This window comes from Mycolicibacterium parafortuitum (assembly GCF_002086815.1).
In the GTDB taxonomy this organism is placed as follows: domain Bacteria; phylum Actinomycetota; class Actinomycetes; order Mycobacteriales; family Mycobacteriaceae; genus Mycobacterium; species Mycobacterium parafortuitum.
The window spans coordinates 130,877-147,446 of sequence record NZ_MVID01000011.1; the positions used below are offsets into that span (position 1 = coordinate 130,877).

The 16,570-nt window shown below is 69.2% G+C and carries 13 protein-coding genes; 10 read left to right on the forward strand and 3 right to left on the reverse strand.

The annotated features are described in order from the left end of the window. Nucleotides 1-21 precede the first annotated feature (21 nt). From BST38_RS14375 to BST38_RS14400, 6 genes are all read left to right on the forward strand, one after another. Entirely contained in the window at nt 22-2,043 is a 2,022-nt protein-coding gene (locus tag BST38_RS14375; RefSeq protein ID WP_083143997.1) for a bifunctional copper resistance protein CopD/cytochrome c oxidase assembly protein, read from the forward strand. Between the two features lie 272 nt (nt 2,044-2,315). Continuing rightward, a complete protein-coding gene (locus BST38_RS14380) occupies nt 2,316-2,825 on the forward strand; it encodes a single-stranded DNA-binding protein (protein WP_083143998.1) in 510 nt (169 codons plus the stop codon). A 110-nt stretch (nt 2,826-2,935) separates the two neighbouring features. Further along, on the forward strand, nt 2,936-4,609 hold the full coding sequence (gene ettA, locus BST38_RS14385; RefSeq protein WP_083143999.1) for an energy-dependent translational throttle protein EttA: 1,674 nt from the start codon (nt 2,936-2,938) through the stop codon (nt 4,607-4,609). Nucleotides 4,610-4,721: 112 nt separating this feature from the next. Continuing rightward, nucleotides 4,722-9,590: an NAD-glutamate dehydrogenase gene (locus BST38_RS14390; protein ID WP_083144000.1), complete on the forward strand. Its 4,869-nt coding sequence runs from the start codon at nt 4,722-4,724 to the stop codon at nt 9,588-9,590. A 50-nt stretch (nt 9,591-9,640) separates the two neighbouring features. Continuing rightward, entirely contained in the window at nt 9,641-10,003 is a 363-nt protein-coding gene (locus BST38_RS14395; protein ID WP_336385743.1) for an acyl-CoA thioesterase, read from the forward strand. Continuing rightward, nucleotides 9,991-10,683 (forward strand): DUF8185 domain-containing protein, encoded by a 693-nt coding sequence (locus BST38_RS14400; protein WP_083144042.1) that lies wholly within the window; start codon nt 9,991-9,993, stop codon nt 10,681-10,683. The genes BST38_RS14395 and BST38_RS14400 overlap by 13 nt, the downstream gene beginning before the upstream one ends. 93 nt (nt 10,684-10,776) lie before the next feature. Here the strand turns inward: BST38_RS14400 and BST38_RS14405 are convergent, their stop codons facing one another. Beyond that, nucleotides 10,777-11,187, reverse strand: a complete 411-nt coding sequence (locus BST38_RS14405) for a globin (RefSeq protein WP_083144002.1) — start codon at nt 11,185-11,187, stop codon at nt 10,777-10,779. A 132-nt stretch (nt 11,188-11,319) separates the two neighbouring features. Here BST38_RS14405 and BST38_RS14410 point away from each other — a divergent pair, with 132 nt between their 5' ends. From BST38_RS14410 to BST38_RS14420, 3 genes are read left to right on the forward strand one after another with little or no spacing between them, the layout of a single operon-like run. Next, nucleotides 11,320-11,985, forward strand: a complete 666-nt coding sequence (locus tag BST38_RS14410) for an HNH endonuclease (protein ID WP_083144003.1) — start codon at nt 11,320-11,322, stop codon at nt 11,983-11,985. A 25-nt stretch (nt 11,986-12,010) separates the two neighbouring features. After that, a complete protein-coding gene (gene ctaJ / locus BST38_RS14415) occupies nt 12,011-12,244 on the forward strand; it encodes an aa3-type cytochrome oxidase subunit CtaJ (protein WP_232079726.1) in 234 nt (77 codons plus the stop codon). Then, nucleotides 12,231-12,707, forward strand: coding sequence for a DUF5130 domain-containing protein (locus BST38_RS14420; RefSeq protein ID WP_083144005.1), 477 nt, complete (start codon nt 12,231-12,233; stop codon nt 12,705-12,707). Before ctaJ ends, BST38_RS14420 begins: the two co-directional genes overlap by 14 nt. A 27-nt stretch (nt 12,708-12,734) precedes the next feature. On the opposite strand, the gene BST38_RS14425 is transcribed toward BST38_RS14420, so the two are convergent. Both BST38_RS14425 and pepN read right to left on the reverse strand, forming a co-directional pair. Further along, nucleotides 12,735-13,118 carry an HNH endonuclease gene (locus tag BST38_RS14425; RefSeq protein WP_083144006.1) on the reverse strand — a complete coding sequence of 128 codons (384 nt, stop codon included), beginning with the start codon at nt 13,116-13,118 and terminating at the stop codon, nt 12,735-12,737. Nucleotides 13,119-13,223: 105 nt separating this feature from the next. After that, complete coding sequence (gene pepN, locus BST38_RS14430) at nt 13,224-15,818, reverse strand: aminopeptidase N (protein ID WP_083144007.1); 2,595 nt, start codon at nt 15,816-15,818, stop codon at nt 13,224-13,226. A gap of 105 nt (nt 15,819-15,923) precedes the next feature. On the opposite strand from pepN, the gene BST38_RS14435 reads away from it, so the two are divergent. After that, on the forward strand, nt 15,924-16,544 hold the full coding sequence (locus BST38_RS14435) for a mycothiol-dependent nitroreductase Rv2466c family protein (protein ID WP_083144008.1): 621 nt from the start codon (nt 15,924-15,926) through the stop codon (nt 16,542-16,544). Nucleotides 16,545-16,570: the final 26 nt, after the last annotated feature.

Here is a 16,570-nt window from a genome sequence, read left to right on the forward strand (position 1 = left end):
CGAGGTCATACGCTGGGGTGCATGGCTGCCGAGACCTCTGCCGCACCCGTCGGCGCCGCGCGCCGCGCACCGGTGTGGGCCGTGCTGTACGGGGTCGCGGTCCTCGCGGGTGTGACCGCCGCCGCGCTCGCGGCGCTCTCACTCGCTGACGCGCTGACCGCGACAGGTCTTCCCGATCCCGGACCGGTGACCACCTACGGGTTGCCGTTCGTCCGCGCGGCGGGGGAGATCGCGGCGGTGACCGCGACCGGCGGGTTACTGCTCGCCGCATTCCTGGTCCCGCCCCAGCAGAACCAGGTCCTCGACGCCGGCGGCTACCGGTCACTGCGGATGGCCACTGCGGCGTCCGGGATCTGGGCGGTGTGCGCGGTGCTGATGGTGCCGCTGACGGTCTCCGACGTCAGCGGTCAACCGTTGTCGTCGCGGCTGAGCTTCGCCGACATCTGGGCGGTGGCCGATCTGATCGACATCGCCGGCGCGTGGCGGTGGACCGCGCTGCTCGCGGTGCTGGTGACGGTGCTGAGCATCCCTGTGCTGCGCTGGTCCTGGACACCCGTGCTGTTCGCCGGGTCGTTGGTGACCTTGCTGCCGCTGGTGCTGACCGGGCATTCGTCCTCCGGCGGGGCGCACGACATCGCCACCAACAGCCTGTTGTTCCACCTGATCGCCGGCGCGATCTGGGCGGGCGGCCTGCTCGCCCTGCTGGCGCACGCGCTGCGCGGCGGTGAGCACGCCGCACTGGCCGCGCGGCGATTCTCGGCGGTCGCGCTGTGGTGCTTCGGCGCGATGGCGATCAGCGGCCTGATCAACGCGCTGGTCCGGGTCCGGCTGTCCGATCTGCTGACCACCACCTACGGGGCGCTGGTGCTGGCCAAGGCCGCCGCGCTGATCGCGCTGGGTGTGCTCGGCTGGCAGCAGCGGCGTCGGGGAGTGGCGGCCCTGCAGGCCGATCCGGAGGCCCGCGGCGCGCTGATCCGCCTCGCGCTCGTCGAAGCGGTGATCTTCGGTCTGACGTTCGGCATCGCGGTCGCCCTCGGCCGCACGCCTCCGCCGGCCCCGCTGAATCCGAACCTGTCCATCCTCGAAGTCGAGATCGGTTACGACCTGGCCGGCCCGCCGACCCTGGCGCGCCTGCTCTTCGACTGGCGTTTCGACCTGGTGTTCGGGACCGCGGCGATCGTGTTCGCCGTCCTCTACCTGGCCGGGGTGCGCCGGTTGCGGCGCCGCGGCGACGCCTGGCCGCCCGGGCGGGTGGTGGCCTGGCTGCTGGGCTGCCTGGTGCTGCTGCTGGCGACGTCGTCGGGATTCGGGCGCTACATGCCCGCGATGTTCAGCATCCACATGATCGCGCACATGATGCTGTCGATGCTGGCGCCGATCCTGCTGGTGCTCGGTGCCCCGGTGACCCTCGCGCTGCGGGCGCTGCCGACGGCGGGGCGCAACGCCCCGCCGGGGCCACGGGAGTGGCTGCTCGCGGCGCTGCACTCGCGGTACTCCCGGTTCGTCACCAACCCGTTCGTCGCGACCGCGCTGTTCGTCGTCGGGTTCTACGGCCTGTACTTCAGCGGCCTGTTCGACGCGGCGGCGGGCAGCCACGCCGCCCACGTCGCGATGAACCTGCACTTCCTGCTCAGCGGCTACCTGTTCTATTGGGTCGTCATCGGCATCGACCCGACCCCGCGGCCGATACCGCACCTGGTCAAGCTCGGGATGGTGTTCGCGTCGCTGCCGCTGCACGCGTTCTTCGGTGTGGTGCTGATGGGCACCCAGTCGGTGCTCGCCGAGAGCTTCTACTGCTCGCTGCAACTGCCGTGGAACACCGACCTGCTCGCCGACCAGCGTGTCGGTGGCGGGATCGCCTGGGCGGCCGGCGAGGTGCCGCTGGTGGTGGTGCTGATCGCGTTGTTCGTGCAGTGGCGCCGCAGCGACGACCGCACGGCCAAACGGCTCGACCGTGCCGCCGACCGCGACGACGATGCCGACCTGGCCGCCTACAACAACATGCTGGCCGAGCTGGCGCGCCGGGAGCGCGAGCGGGGCTGACCCCGTCATATTTTCAGCTGTTCAGATATTCAGGTGTTGTGCTACCGTCGTCCGCACGGGCCGGCCTCGCAACCCCGATGCAGCACATCGACGCGATGGCCGGCCCGCGCCGTCGGGTGACCTTTCTCCCCAGATCCGATTTCATCCCCAGCCCGGGGTTCCGAGACGTGCGCGCAGCCGTTTCGTGTCGGCGCCGAAGCGCTCAATGGCGGTGTCATCACGGGCCCGGTGCAGTGCCTGGCCCGTCGCCGAAAATCGAGGAAGGCACCGCCATGTTCGAGACACCCATCACCATCGTCGGCAACATCGTCACCGCACCCGACCGCCGCTGGGTCGGGGACCAGGAGCTGATCAAGTTCCGGGTCGCCAGCAACTCCCGCCGTCGCACCGCCGACGGCACTTGGGAGCCCGGGAACTCGCTGTACGCGACGGTGAACTGCTGGGGCAATCTGATCACCGGCGTCGGTGCCGGGCTCGGAAAGGGAGATCCGGTGATCGTCGTCGGATACGTCTACACCAGCGAGTACGAGGACCGCGACGGCAACCGGCGCTCGTCTCTGGAGATCCGCGCCACCTCGGTCGGGCCGGACCTGGCCCGCTGCATCGTGCGGATCGAGAGCCGCAGGCACCCGCGCCCGGCGGTGACCGATTCCCCGACCGATTGCCAGGCCGATTCGCCTGCCGACGCGCAGTCCGAACCCGGGGCCCGGGAACCCGCGGCCGAGGGGTCCAGCGCCGCGACGGGCGACCCCGGGGAGGAGTCGCTGCCGCTGAGTGCGTAGCGGCCACCGCCTTCGATGCGGCCGCGCCTAGGATGGGCCCCGACTATCGCGGAGGTCCAACGTGGTCCCGGAGAACATGCCCGGGATCGAGAAAGGCGACATCGAAGGCAATGGCCGAATTCATCTACACGATGCGGAAGGTCCGCAAGGCGCACGGCGACAAGGTCATCCTTGACGACGTCACGCTGAACTTCCTTCCGGGCGCGAAGATCGGCGTCGTCGGTCCGAACGGGGCTGGTAAGTCGAGCGTCTTGCGGATCATGGCCGGGTTGGATCAGCCCAACAACGGCGACGCGTTCCTGGCCCCCGGAGCCACGGTCGGAATCCTGATGCAGGAGCCCGAGCTCGACGAGACCAAGACGGTCCGCGAGAACGTCGAAGAGGGTGTGGCCATCAAGGCCAAGCTCAATCGGTACAACGAGGTCGCCGAACTGATGGCGACCGACTACACCGACGAGCTGATGGACGAGATGGGCAAGCTCCAGGAGGAGCTCGACGCCGCAGACGCCTGGGACATCGACAGCCAGCTCGAACAAGCGATGGACGCGTTGCGCTGCCCGCCGCCCGACGAGCCCGTCACCCATCTGTCCGGCGGCGAGAAGCGCCGCGTCGCACTGTGCAAGCTGCTGCTGTCGAAGCCGGACCTGCTGCTGCTCGACGAGCCCACCAACCACCTCGACGCCGAGAGCGTGCTCTGGCTCGAACAGCACCTCGCCGAGTACAAGGGCGCGATCCTGGCGGTCACGCACGACCGGTACTTCCTCGACAACGTCGCGGAGTGGATCCTCGAGCTCGACCGCGGGCGCGCCTACCCGTACGAGGGCAACTACTCGACGTACCTGGAGAAGAAGGCGGAACGCATCGCCGTCCAGGGACGTAAGGACGCCAAGCTGCAGAAGCGACTCAAGGACGAACTGGACTGGGTCCGCTCGGGCGCCAAGGCCCGGCAGGCCAAGAGCAAGGCCCGTCTGCAGCGCTACGAGGAGATGGCCGCCGAAGCCGAGAAGACCCGCAAGCTCGACTTCGAGGAGATCCAGATCCCGACCGGGCCCCGCCTCGGCAACGTGGTGGTCGAGGTCGAGCATCTCGACAAGGGCTTCGACGGCAGGCTGCTGATCAAGGACCTGTCGTTCACGCTGCCGCGCAACGGCATCGTCGGCGTGATCGGCCCCAACGGCGTCGGCAAGACGACGCTGTTCAAGACCATCGTCGGACTCGAGCCGCCGGACAGCGGCACGGTCAAGATCGGCGAGACGGTCAAGTTGAGCTACGTCGACCAGTCCCGCGCGGGCATCGACCCGACCAAGACGGTGTGGGAGGTCGTCTCCGACGGACTCGACTACATCGAGGTCGGCCAAAACGAGATGCCGTCGCGGGCCTACGTGTCGGCTTTCGGGTTCAAGGGCCCCGATCAGCAGAAGCCGGCCGGGGTGCTCTCCGGCGGTGAACGCAACCGCCTCAACCTGGCGCTGACCCTCAAAGAGGGCGGCAACCTGATCCTGCTCGACGAGCCGACCAACGACCTCGACGTGGAGACCCTGAGCTCGCTGGAGAACGCGCTGCAGAACTTCCCCGGCTGCGCGGTGGTGATCAGCCACGACCGGTGGTTCCTGGACCGGACCTGCACGCACATCCTGGCGTGGGAGGGCGACGACAGTAATCCGGCGAAATGGTTCTGGTTCGAGGGCAACTTCGGCGGCTATGAGGAGAACAAGATCGAGCGACTCGGCGCCGATGCCGCGCGTCCGCACAGGGTCACCCACCGGAAGCTGACTCGGGACTAGTCTCGTCGTGCGGACCAGGTAACTCGGCGCGAACGCACGGGGCAAGCACCCAGCCCAGCGCCCGGTTGCAGCCAACGACGGCCGGTGCGCACGTGGGAGTCAGGAGCGGCGAATGTCGTTGAAGCCAGGCGCGATCAACAACACTGACGGCGCGGTCGGCGCCGAGGTTGTCGACCGGCTGATACCGGCTTATCTCGCGACCTACCGGGGTCCGCACGGTGACGCACCTGGTGCCGAGGCCGCGGTCACCGGGCCCGTGCGCCGCCTCGGTGAAGGGCTCGACACCAAGGCTCTGGTCGAGGCCCAGTGCCGGCTGGGCAGCCAACGGCTGGCCGGCGCGACCAACGTCGCCGTCTACCAGGCCGACGACGCCGCCGGGTTCGGTCCCGCACTGCAGGTCGTCACCGACAACGCGTCGCTGCTGATGGATTCGGTGACGGTGCTATTGCACCGGCTCGGGGTCGCGTACACCGCGATCATGAACCCGGCATTCCGGGTCCGGCGGGGTGGATCCGGCGACCTGCTCGACATCGCGCCCGCGTCCGACGCGACGTTCAGCGACGGGGTCGCCGAGACCTGGGTGCACGTGCAGCTGGCGAGTTCGGTGGACCGCCGCGCGCTCGCCGAGGCCGAGGAACTGCTGCCGCGAGTCCTGGCCGACGCCCGCCAGGTCGCGCTGGATTCCACCGACATGGCCGCCGCGGTGCGCATCCTCGCCGCCGAACTCGACGGCGACACCGGGCGGCGGTTCCCCAGCCCGGACCGCAAGGACGTCGCCGCGCTGCTGCGCTGGCTGGCCGATGGGCATTTCGTGCTGCTCGGATACCAGCGCTGCACGGTCCGCGACGGCGTGGCCACCGTCGACACCTCCAGCAGGCTCGGTGTGCTGCGGTTGCGCCAGGATGTTCTGCCGCAGCTGACCAGCAAGGACGAGCTGCTGGCGCTCGCGCAGGCCACGATCCCGAGCTTCCTGCGCTACGGCGCGTACCCGCAGATCGTCGTCGTCCGCGAGGAATCCCCGGACGGGGACGGCGCCGCGATCGAGCACCGGTTCGTCGGGTTGTTCACCGTCGCCGCGATGAACGCCAACGTGCTGGAGATCCCGCTGGTGTCGCGGCGCGTCAACGACGCGCTGGCGATGGCGCACCGCGACCCGAGCCATCCTGGGCAGCTGCTGCTCGACATCATCCAGACCATCCCGCGCTCGGAACTGTTCGCGCTCAGCGCCCGCGAGCTGCTGGACATGGCGATGGCGGTGGTGGACCTCGGCTCCCGCCGTCGCACGCTGCTGTTCATGCGCGCCGACCGGCTCGCGCACTTCGTGTCGTGCCTGGTCTACCTGCCGCGCGACCGCTACACCACCGCGGTGCGCCTGGAGATGCAGGACATCCTGGTGCGCGAGCTCGGTGGCGTGAGCATCGACTACGCCGCGCGCGTCAGCGAATCACCCTGGGCGGTCGTCCATTTCACCGTGCGCCTGCCAGAGGGGCTGCGTGAGCAGGACATCGACGTCTCGGACGCCAACGAGTCACGGATCCAGGACCTGCTCACCGAGGCCGCCCGCACCTGGAGCGACCGCCTGCTCGGTGCGCTGTCCGCGGACGGCCCGATCGACCAGGGCACCGCCGAGCACTACGCCGCCGCGTTCCCGGAGGAGTACAAGCAGGCGGTCAACCCGGTCCAGGCGCTCACCGACATCGCGATCATCGAAGAGCTTCAAGATGATTCGGTCAAGCTGGTGCTCGCCGACAACGAGGAGACCGACGACACCGGCGTCTCGAACCTGACCTGGTACCTGGGCGGGCAGTCCGCGTCGCTGAGCCGGCTGCTGCCGATGTTGCAGTCGATGGGTGTGGTGGTGCTCGAAGAGCGCCCGTACACCGTGTCTCGGGCCGACGGGCTGCCGGTGTGGATCTACCAGTTCAAGGTCTCCCCGCACCGCGGAATCCCGCGCGCTCCGCAGGGACCCGAGCGCGAGGCCACCGCGCAGCGGTTCGCCGACACCGTCACCGCGATCTGGCACGGCCACGCCGAGATCGACCGCTTCAACGAGCTGGTGCTGCGTGCCGGGCTGACCTGGCAGCAGGTCGCGGTGCTGCGCGCATACGCCAAATACCTCAAGCAGGGCGGCTTCGCCTACAGCCAGTCCCATATCGAGACGGTGCTCAACGACCACGCCGGCACCGCGCGGTCGCTGGTCGCGCTGTTCGAGGCGCTGTTCGGCGCGGGCGGGAATTCCGGCCGGGCCAACACCGACGCCCAGACCGCGGCGGCCGCCGTCGCCGCCGACATCGACGCGCTGGTCAGCCTCGACACCGACCGGGTGCTGCGCGCGTTCGCGTCGATGATCCAGGCCACCCTGCGCACCAACTACTTCGTCACCCGGCCCGAATCAGCTCGTGCCCGAAACGTGTTGTCGTTCAAGCTCAATCCCGAGCTGATCGACGAACTCCCGCTGCCGCGGCCGAAATTCGAGATCTTCGTGTACTCGCCGCGAGTCGAGGGCGTACACCTGCGGTTCGGCTTCGTGGCCCGCGGCGGGCTGCGGTGGTCGGATCGGCGTGAGGACTTCCGTACCGAGATCCTCGGCCTGGTCAAGGCGCAGGCGGTCAAGAACGCCGTGATCGTCCCGGTCGGCGCCAAGGGCGGCTTCGTCGTCAAGCGGCCCCCGGCCGCCACCGGCGATCCGGCCGCCGACCGCGACGCGACCCGGGAAGAGGGCGTGGCGTGCTACCGGCTGTTCATCGCCGGGCTGCTCGACATCACCGACAACGTCGACAAGATCACCGGCGAGGTGCTCACGCCGGCCGACGTGGTGCGCCGCGACGGCGACGACGCCTACCTCGTCGTCGCCGCCGACAAGGGCACCGCGACGTTCTCCGACATCGCCAACGACGTCGCGAAGTCCTACGGTTTCTGGCTCGGTGACGCGTTCGCCTCCGGCGGGTCGGTCGGCTACGACCACAAGGCGATGGGTATCACCGCCAGGGGCGCGTGGGAGTCGGTGAAGCGGCACTTCCGCGAGATGGGCATCGACACCCAGTCCGAGGACTTCACCGTCGTCGGTGTCGGCGACATGAGCGGCGACGTGTTCGGCAACGGAATGCTGCTCTCCGAACACATCCGGCTGCTCGCCGCGTTCGACCACCGGCACATCTTCATCGACCCGGACCCCGACGCCGCGACCTCGTTCGCCGAGCGCAGGCGGCTGTTCGAACTGCCGCGGTCCAGCTGGGAGGACTACGACAAGTCCCTGATCAGCCCCGGCGGCGGGGTGTACAGCCGTGAGCAGAAGTCGATCCCGGTCAGCGAGCAGGCGCGCGCCGCGCTCGGCATCGACGACGACGTCACCGAGATGACGCCGCCCGCACTGATGAAGGCGATCCTGAAGGCGCCGGCCGACCTGCTGTGGAACGGCGGCATCGGGACCTACATCAAGTCCGAGTCCGAGGCCGACGCCGACGTCGGCGACCGTGCCAACGATCTGGTTCGGGTGAACGGAAACCAGGTGCGGGCCAAGGTGGTCGGCGAGGGCGGCAACCTCGGGGTGACGTCCTTGGGGCGCACCGAGTTCGATCTGTGCGGCGGCCGGATCAACACCGACGCGATGGACAACTCCGCGGGCGTGGATTGCTCGGATCACGAGGTCAACATCAAGATCCTGATCGACTCGCTGGTCACGTCCGGCAAGGTCGACGCCGCCGACCGCACCGAGCTGTTGCTGTCGATGACCGACGAGGTCGGTCGACTGGTGTTGGCGGACAACGAGAGTCAGAACGACCTGATGGGCACCAGCCGGGCAAACGCGGCCAGCCTGCTCAACGTGCACGCCCGGATGATCAAGGACTTCGTCGAGAACCGCGGCCTCAACCGGGAATTGGAGGCGCTGCCGTCGGAGAAGGAGATCGTCCGGCGCACCGACGCCGGAATCGGTTTGACGTCACCGGAGTTGGCGACGCTGATGGCGCACGTGAAGCTCGCGCTCAAAGACGATCTGCTCGCCGGTGAGCTGCCGGACCAGGAGGTTTTCGCCTCGCGGCTGCCCGTCTACTTCCCGACCACGCTGCGGGACCAGTTCGGACCCGAGATCCGCGCGCACCAGCTGCGCCGCGAGATCGTCACCACGATGCTCGTCAACGACGTCGTCGACACCGCGGGGATCTCGTTCGCCTACCGCGTCACCGAGGACGTCGGTGTGGCCCCGATCGACGCGGTGCGCAGCTTCGCCGCGGGCGACGCGATCTTCGGGTTCGGGCGGGTGTGGCGCCAGATCCGCGAGGCGGGCGCCAACGGCGTCTCCGTCGCGGTGACCGACAGGATGACGCTGGATCTTCGCCGCCTGATCGACCGGGCCAGCCGCTGGCTGCTCAACTACCGGCCGCAGCCGTTGGCCGTCGGCGCCGAGATCAACCGGTTCGCCGCGAAGGTGGCCGCGCTGACCCCGCGGATGCCGGAGTGGCTGCGCGGCGACGACAAGGCGATCGTCGAGAAGGAAGCCCGTGAGTTCAGCGCTCAGGGGGTGCCCGACGAGCTGGCCTACATGGTCGCGACGGGGCTGTACCAGTTCAGCCTGCTCGACGTGATCGACATCGCCGACATCGTCGACCGCGATCCCGCCGAGGTCGCCGATGCGTACTTCGCGCTGATGGACCACCTGGGCACCGACGGCCTGCTCACCGCGGTGTCCCGGCTGTCGCGCAACGACCGCTGGCATTCGTTGGCGCGCTTGGCGATTCGTGACGACATCTACGGCTCGCTGCGGGCGCTGTGCTTCGACGTGCTCGCGGTGGGGGAGCCCGACGAGAACGGCGTCGAGAAGATCGCGGAATGGGAGATGACCAACAGCTCCCGGATCCACCGCGCGCGCCGCACGCTGACCGAGCTGTACGAGAGCGGTGAGCACGACCTCGCGACGCTGTCGGTGGCGGCGCGCCAGATTCGCAGCATGACCAGGACGAGCGGAACGGGATCCAGCGGGTGAGCAGTCACGGCTTCACGGCACCGGTGCATGTGCGGTGGTCGGACATCGACATGTACCAGCACATCAACCACGCCACGATGGTGACCATCCTGGAGGAGGCCCGGATCCCGTTCCTGCGGGAGCCGTTCGGCGACACGATCACCACGATCGGGCTGTTGATCGCCGAGGTGAACATCTCCTACAAGGCTCAGCTGCGGCTCATCGACTCCCCGCTGCAGGTCACGATGTTCTCCAAGCGGGTCCGGGCGGTCGACTTCACGATCGGCTACGAGGTGCGCTCCGTCGGCGCGCCGGCCGACTCCAAGCCTGCCGTCCTCGCCGACACCCAGTTGGCGGCGGTGCACATCGAGGAGCAGCGGCTGCAGCGGCTCACCGAGGCGCAGCGCGAATACCTGCAGCGCTGGCTGCGGTGACCGAACGCGGACTGTGGCTCGGCCCCGACAACCGGGTCGCCCACCGTGACGACCTCGCGACGTTCGTCGAACGCGCTCTGCGCCTCGACGACGCGGCGGTGATCCGGCTGCGTGCGCGCCCGAACGGGATGGTCGTGGCCTGGGTGGCGACGGGGTTCGACGTGCTCGCCTGCCGGGTGGTCGCGGGCCGGCTCGCCCCGGCCGATCTGTCCGCCGGCGCCGACGCGCTGCTGCCCAACCTGCGGGCGATGGCACCCGACGGCCACGTCGACCCCGGTTTCGCGATGGATTCGGGGTGGCGCGGCGTGCTGCCGCCCGACACCGGGTTCGTCCACCTCGACGACGTCCCGGCCCGCGCGGTGCTCGGTCTCGCGCAGCGCGGCGCAAGTCTGGCCAAGGAGCATTCCGGTGCCCACGGACCACCCGCGTCGCTGCTGGATCAGGAAGTGCTCGACGTGGCGTCGGCCGACGACAGTGTCGGCATCCCGATGCGGTGCGTGCTGGCGCTGACCGCGATGGACTTCCTGCCGCAGGCGCCGTCGCGCGACCGGTTCGACCCCGAGGGGGTGAGCCCCGACGAGGTGGTGCGGGTGCGCGTGACGCCGACCTGGCTGCGCGTCGACGCGCGGTTCGGCAGCGTGTACCGCCGCCGCGGCGACCCGGCGATCGTGCTGCGCTGACGTCGCGAGCAGACGCACAATCGAACACTTCGGCGCCAAACCAGGCGAGTTTGTGTCTGCTCGCGAGGGGCCGCAACCCTTACAACGGCGGCGTCAGAACGGCGAGTTGACCATCGACTGCGCTGCCATCTCCAGGTAACCGATCAGCTCCTGGCGGTGCGCGTCGTCGAGGGTCTGCGAGTCGATCTCGGCGACCGCGGTGTGCATGCACCGCAGCCACGCGTCACGCTCCAGGTACCCGATCCGGAACGGGGCGTGCCGCATCCGCAGCCGGGGGTGCCCGCGCTGCTCGGAGTAGGTGCGCGGGCCGCCCCAGTACTGCTCCAGGAACATGCGGAGACGCTCCTCGGCGCCGTCGAGGTCGTCCTCGGGATACAGCGGCCGCAGGATCTCGTCCTCGCGGACGAGCTCGTAGAACCGGGACACGAGGGTGTTGAACGTGGCGTGCCCACCGACCGCGTCGTAGAACGACTGCTGCTTGCTCTGCGCGTCCATCGAATCCATTGTGGTCCATCCCGGCGGCCGGGCCCCACGCGCGGCTCCGGTCACCGGATGTTCACCGACTGACCAGCGAACACGACGGGAATTGCCGTGCGATCCGGGGTAATCCGTGGTGGACTGTCGGACGGAGGACGTATGGCGCAGCGCAAGAACGGACGCGGCCACCGGAATCACCGGGCCGCGGTGGCCACACCCGGGTCGCCGTCTACGACTGCCTCGCGCACATTGCACAGCGTGACCCCCGCCGGGGACGTCCACACCGTCGTCGTACCGGAGGCCTCGATCTGGGGCCGCCGCAGGGTGTTGCTGCTGAACTCGACCTACGAACCGCTGACCGCGCTGCCGCTGCGGCGGGCCGTGATCATGTTGATGTGCGGTAAGGCCGACGTCGTCCACGACGACCCGGTCGGCCCGGTGATCCACTCGGCCACCCGGTCCATCTCGGCTCCGACCGTGATCCGGCTGCGCACCTTCGTGCGGGTGCCGTACCGGGCGCGGATCCCGATGACGCGGGCGGCGCTGATGCACCGCGACCGGTTCCGCTGCGCATATTGCGGTGCCAAGGCCGACACCGTGGACCACGTCGTCCCGCGCAGCCGCGGCGGCGGCCATTCCTGGGAGAACTGCGTCGCGGCGTGCTCGGCGTGCAATCACCGCAAGGCCGACAAACTGCTCAGCGAGCTGGGCTGGTCGCTGCACACCACGCCGCTGCCGCCCAAGGGACAGCACTGGCGACTGCTGTCCAGCGTCAAGGAACTCGACCCCGCATGGGTCAGATACCTGGGTGAGGGCGCGGCCTGAACCGGTCGTGGGATACGGTTTGCGCGTGACATCAACAGCTCTTGTGCATGCAAGCTTCTTGTTGGTTCCGCTCGCGCTGGCGGGTCTCCTGTCGCTGTTCATCTTCACCAAGAAGGGGCCGCATCCCGCGACCTTCAACATGTCGGAGAAGTGGACGCACGAGCCCATCCTGTGGGCGGCTGACGAACCCGCAGATCATGGCCACGGCGGCCATGACTCGCACCTGACCATCGGAGGTGGCGCAAGTGGCAAGTGGTGAAGTGACGAAGGCGGGCGCCCTCGACCTCGCCGAGCTTCCCTACGGCGCGGCCATCACCTCCAGCGGACGCATCTCGGCGGTCACCGAGCCCGGCGTGCTGTCGGTGCAGTACCCGTTCCCGATCAAGGACCTGGTGATCCTCGACAACGCGCTCAAGTACGGCTCGCGCCGTGCCAAGGCGCGGTTCGCGGTCTACGTCGGTGACCTCGGAGCCGACACCGCGGCGACCGCCCGCGAGATCCTGGGCCGGGTCCCGACGCCGAACAACGCCGTGCTGCTGGCCGTGTCCCCGGATCAGCACGCCATCGAGGTCGTCTACGGCGCCGACCTCAAGGGCCGCGGCATCGAGGCCGCCGCTCCGCTCGGCGTGTCCGCGGCGGCGGCGTCGTTCAAGGAAGGCAATCTGATCGACGGCCTGATCAGCGGCATCCGCGTGCTGTCGGCCGGCGTCTCACCTCGCTGACATCTCACGAAACCGCCCTCACGGTAGCTACCGGGCCTCGGTAGCGACGGTGGGGGCGGTTTCGCGATCTGCGGCCAGAAGTTCGGCGCGGATCCGGACGTAGCGTTCGAGGAACGTCCGCTCGTCGAGGCGTTTGCGCCGCAGCCAGCCGGTCACCTCGTCATTGCACTTGCTGGCGTTGCACGCCGCGCACGCGGGCACCACGTTGTCCAGGGTGTAGCGGCCGCCCCGCGAGATGGCCATGACGCAGTCGCGCTGCATGGTCCCGGTTGTCTTGCCGCAGTACGCGCAGCCGTTCCAGGCCGCCTGGATCGCAACCCACTGCACATCGGTGAGGTCGTTGACGACGGCGGCGACGCGGCGTTTGCGTCGCCGCGCGGCGCGGGCCCTGCGACTGTTGTTGACCGCCACGGCGTGAGCATAGGTGCGCGCGTGGGCGACGAGCGTGCGCTGCCGTACGCCGCGAGCGGCGTGTCGCGGAGCAGACACGCACGCTCGCGGGGCCAGCGCGACCGTCTAGGACATGTCGAACGTGCGGGCCTTCAGCGCCCGCTCGACGCCGGCGCGGCCCTCGAGGACCAGCCGGCGCAGCGCGGGCGGCACCTCGGGGTCGGCGAGGAACCGGCCGGCGGCCTCAAGGGCCTCCTCGCTGATCTCCCAGGACGGGTACAGCCCGATGACCACGGTCTGGGCGACCTCGCTGGAGCGCCGCTCCCACACCCCGGAGATCGCCTCGAAGTAGCGGTCCCGGAACGGCGCCAGCACCTCGCCCTGCCCGGGCTGGGCGAAGCCGCCGATGATCGCGCGGGCGGTGATGTTGGCCAGCGTGTCGTCCTCGACGACCTGCTGCCACGCCGCCGCCTTGACCTCGGCCTGGGGGCGTGCGGCCGCTGCGGCCGCGGCCGCTCGCCGGCCCGCCGCGGTGCGGTCCTTGTCGGCCTCGGCGTCGATGAACGGCGTATCAGGGCCGTCGCCGTCGATGACCCCGGCACGGGCCAGCGCGGTGACGATCCGCCAGCGCAGGTCGGTGTCGATCACCAGGCCCTCCAGGTTCACCGCGGCCGGCTCGTTGTCCAGCAGCGTCGACAGCACCGCCACGTGGTTCGGCGACAGCACCGACGTGCACAGCGCGTTGACGAACGCCAGCTGGTGGTCCGAGCCGGGCGCGGACTGCCCGGCCAGGTCCAGCAGCGCGTCCCCGAACGCGGGCCAGCCGTTCTCGGCGGCCCATGCGGGATCGGCGTAGGAGCCCAGCGCGGTCTGCGCCTGCATCAGGAGCCGCTGCGCGACACCGACCTCGGTCTCGGCGTGTAGCCCGCTGATCACCAGCGCGACGAAGTCGCGGGCCCGCAGCTCGGCGTCGCGGGTCATCTCCCAGGCCGCCGACCAGGCCAGCGTGCGGGGGAGCGGTTCGGCGATGTCGGCGATGCGGCTGAGCACCGTCTCCAGTGAGTCGGGGTCCAGCCGCAGCGAGCAGTAGGTCAGGTCGTCGTCGTTGACCAGGATGAGCTTGCCGCGGGAGACGCCCTGCAGCGCCGGGACGTCGGTGACGGGCCCTTCGACGTCGAGCTCCTCGCGATGCACCCGCACCAACTTGCCGGACGCGTCGTCGTCGTAGATGCCGACGGCCAGCCGGTGCACCCGCGTCTCACCCTCGCCCGGCTTGGCGCCGCCCTGGTCGATCGCGAACCGGGTGAACGCGCCGGTGGCGTCGGTGTCGAAGTCCGGCCGCAGCGTGTTCAGGCCGGTGGTCTTGAGCCACTGTCGGCCCCAGCCGGACAGGTCGCGGCCCGACGACTTCTCCAGCGCGCCGAGCAGATCGCCGAACGTCGCGTTGCCGAACGCGTGGTCGCGGAAGTAGTCGCGCAGCCCGGCAAGAAACGCCTCCAGGCCGACATAGGCGACCAGCTGCTTGAGCACGCTGGCGCCCTTGGCGTAGGTGATCCCGTCGAAGTTCACCTCGACGGCGTGCAGATCCGGGATGTCGGCGGCCACCGGGTGCGTCGACGGCAGCTGGTCCTGCCGGTAGGCCCACGACTTCTCCACGTTGGCGAACGTCGTCCACGCCTCGGTGTACTCGGTCGCCTCCGCCTGGCACAGCACCGAGGCGAACGTGGCAAAGGATTCGTTGAGCCACAGGTCATCCCACCACCGCATGGTGACCAGGTCGCCGAACCACATGTGTGCCATCTCGTGCAGCACGGTCTCGGCGCGGCGTTCGTAGGAGGCCCGGGTCACCTTGGACCGGAAGACGTAGTCCTCCAGGAAGGTCACCGCGCCGGCGTTCTCCATCGCGCCGGCGTTGAACTCAGGCACGAACAGCTGGTCGTACTTGCCGAACGCGTACGGCACCCCGAAGTTGTTGTGGTAGAAGCCGAATCCCTGCTTCGTCTCGGTGAACAGCCGCTCGGCGTCCATGTACTCCGCCAGCGACTTGCGGCAGAAGATACCGAGCGGGATGTCCCCGTGGTCGTCGGAGTAGACGTCATCCCAGCGGGCGTACGGGCCGGCGATCAACGCGACCAGGTAGGTGCTCATCCGCGGCGTGGCCTTGAAGGTGTGGCGTTTGGCCCGGGCGTTGTCGGACTCCTCGACGGCCTCGACGGTGGCGCCGTTGGAGATCACCTCCCAGTGCGCGGGGGCGACGACGGTGACGTCGAAGGCGGCTTTGAGATCAGGCTGATCGAAACACGCGAACATGCGTTTGGCGTCGGCGGTCTCGAATTGCGAATACAGGTACACCTCGTCGTCGACGGGGTCGACGAAACGGTGCAATCCCTCCCCGGTGTTCGAGTAGCGGCAGTCCGCGTCGACCACGAGGGTGTTGCGGGCGCGCAGACCCCGCAACGCGATCCCGGTGGACTCGTCGTAACCGGATACGTCGACGTCGACGCCGTTGAGCGTCGCGCTGCGCACCGTGTCGGCGGCGAGGTCGATGTAGGTGTCGGCCCCGTCGAGAGCGTCGAATTCGACGGTCGTCACGGAGCGGAAAGTGCGCTCGCCCGGCCTGCCGGATCCGTCGGTCAGATCGAGGGCGATGTGATAGCTGTCGACGGTGATCAGGGCGGCGCGCTCGGCGGCCTGGTCGCGGGTCAGGTTAGGAAGTGCCACGCTCGTCAACACTAGCCTCATCCGGGAAGACACAACGGGCGTCGGCGGTTGTTCCAAAGCGACGTCTGTCGCTGTTCGGTGAGCACGTTGAAGAGAGGACCACCTATGTCTGAGAAGTCCCGCGCCGATTTCTGGTTCGACCCGCTGTGCCCGTGGGCCTGGATCACCTCCCGCTGGGTGCTGGAGGCCGAGAAAGTGCGCGATATCGACGTCAACTTCCACGTGATGAGCCTCGCGGTGCTCAACGAGGGACGCGATCTGCCCGAGGAGTACCAGGAGGCCATGAAGAAGGCGTGGGGGCCGGTCCGGGTCGCGATCGCCGCCGAGCAGGCCAAGGGCTCCGAGATCCTCGGTCCGCTGTACACCGCGTTCGGCACCCGCATCCACAACCTGGGCTACCGCGAATCCGACCCCGACTTCACCCGCGTCATCGCCGAGTCGCTCGACGAGCTCGGCCTGCCCGCCGAGCTGGCGTCGGCCGCCACGTCGACCGACTACGACGACGCGCTGCGCAAGAGCCACCACGAGGGGATGGACGCCGTCGGTCCCGACGTCGGCACCCCGACCATCCACGTCAACGGTGTCGCGTTCTTCGGGCCGGTGCTGTCGCGGATCCCGCGCGGCGAGGAAGCCGGCAAGCTGTGGGACGCATCGGTGACCTTCGCGTCCTACCCGCACTTCTGGGAGCTCAAGCGCACCCGCACCGAGCGGCCCGAGTTCGACTGAGCACCGACCCCGGCCCACCGCCGCTG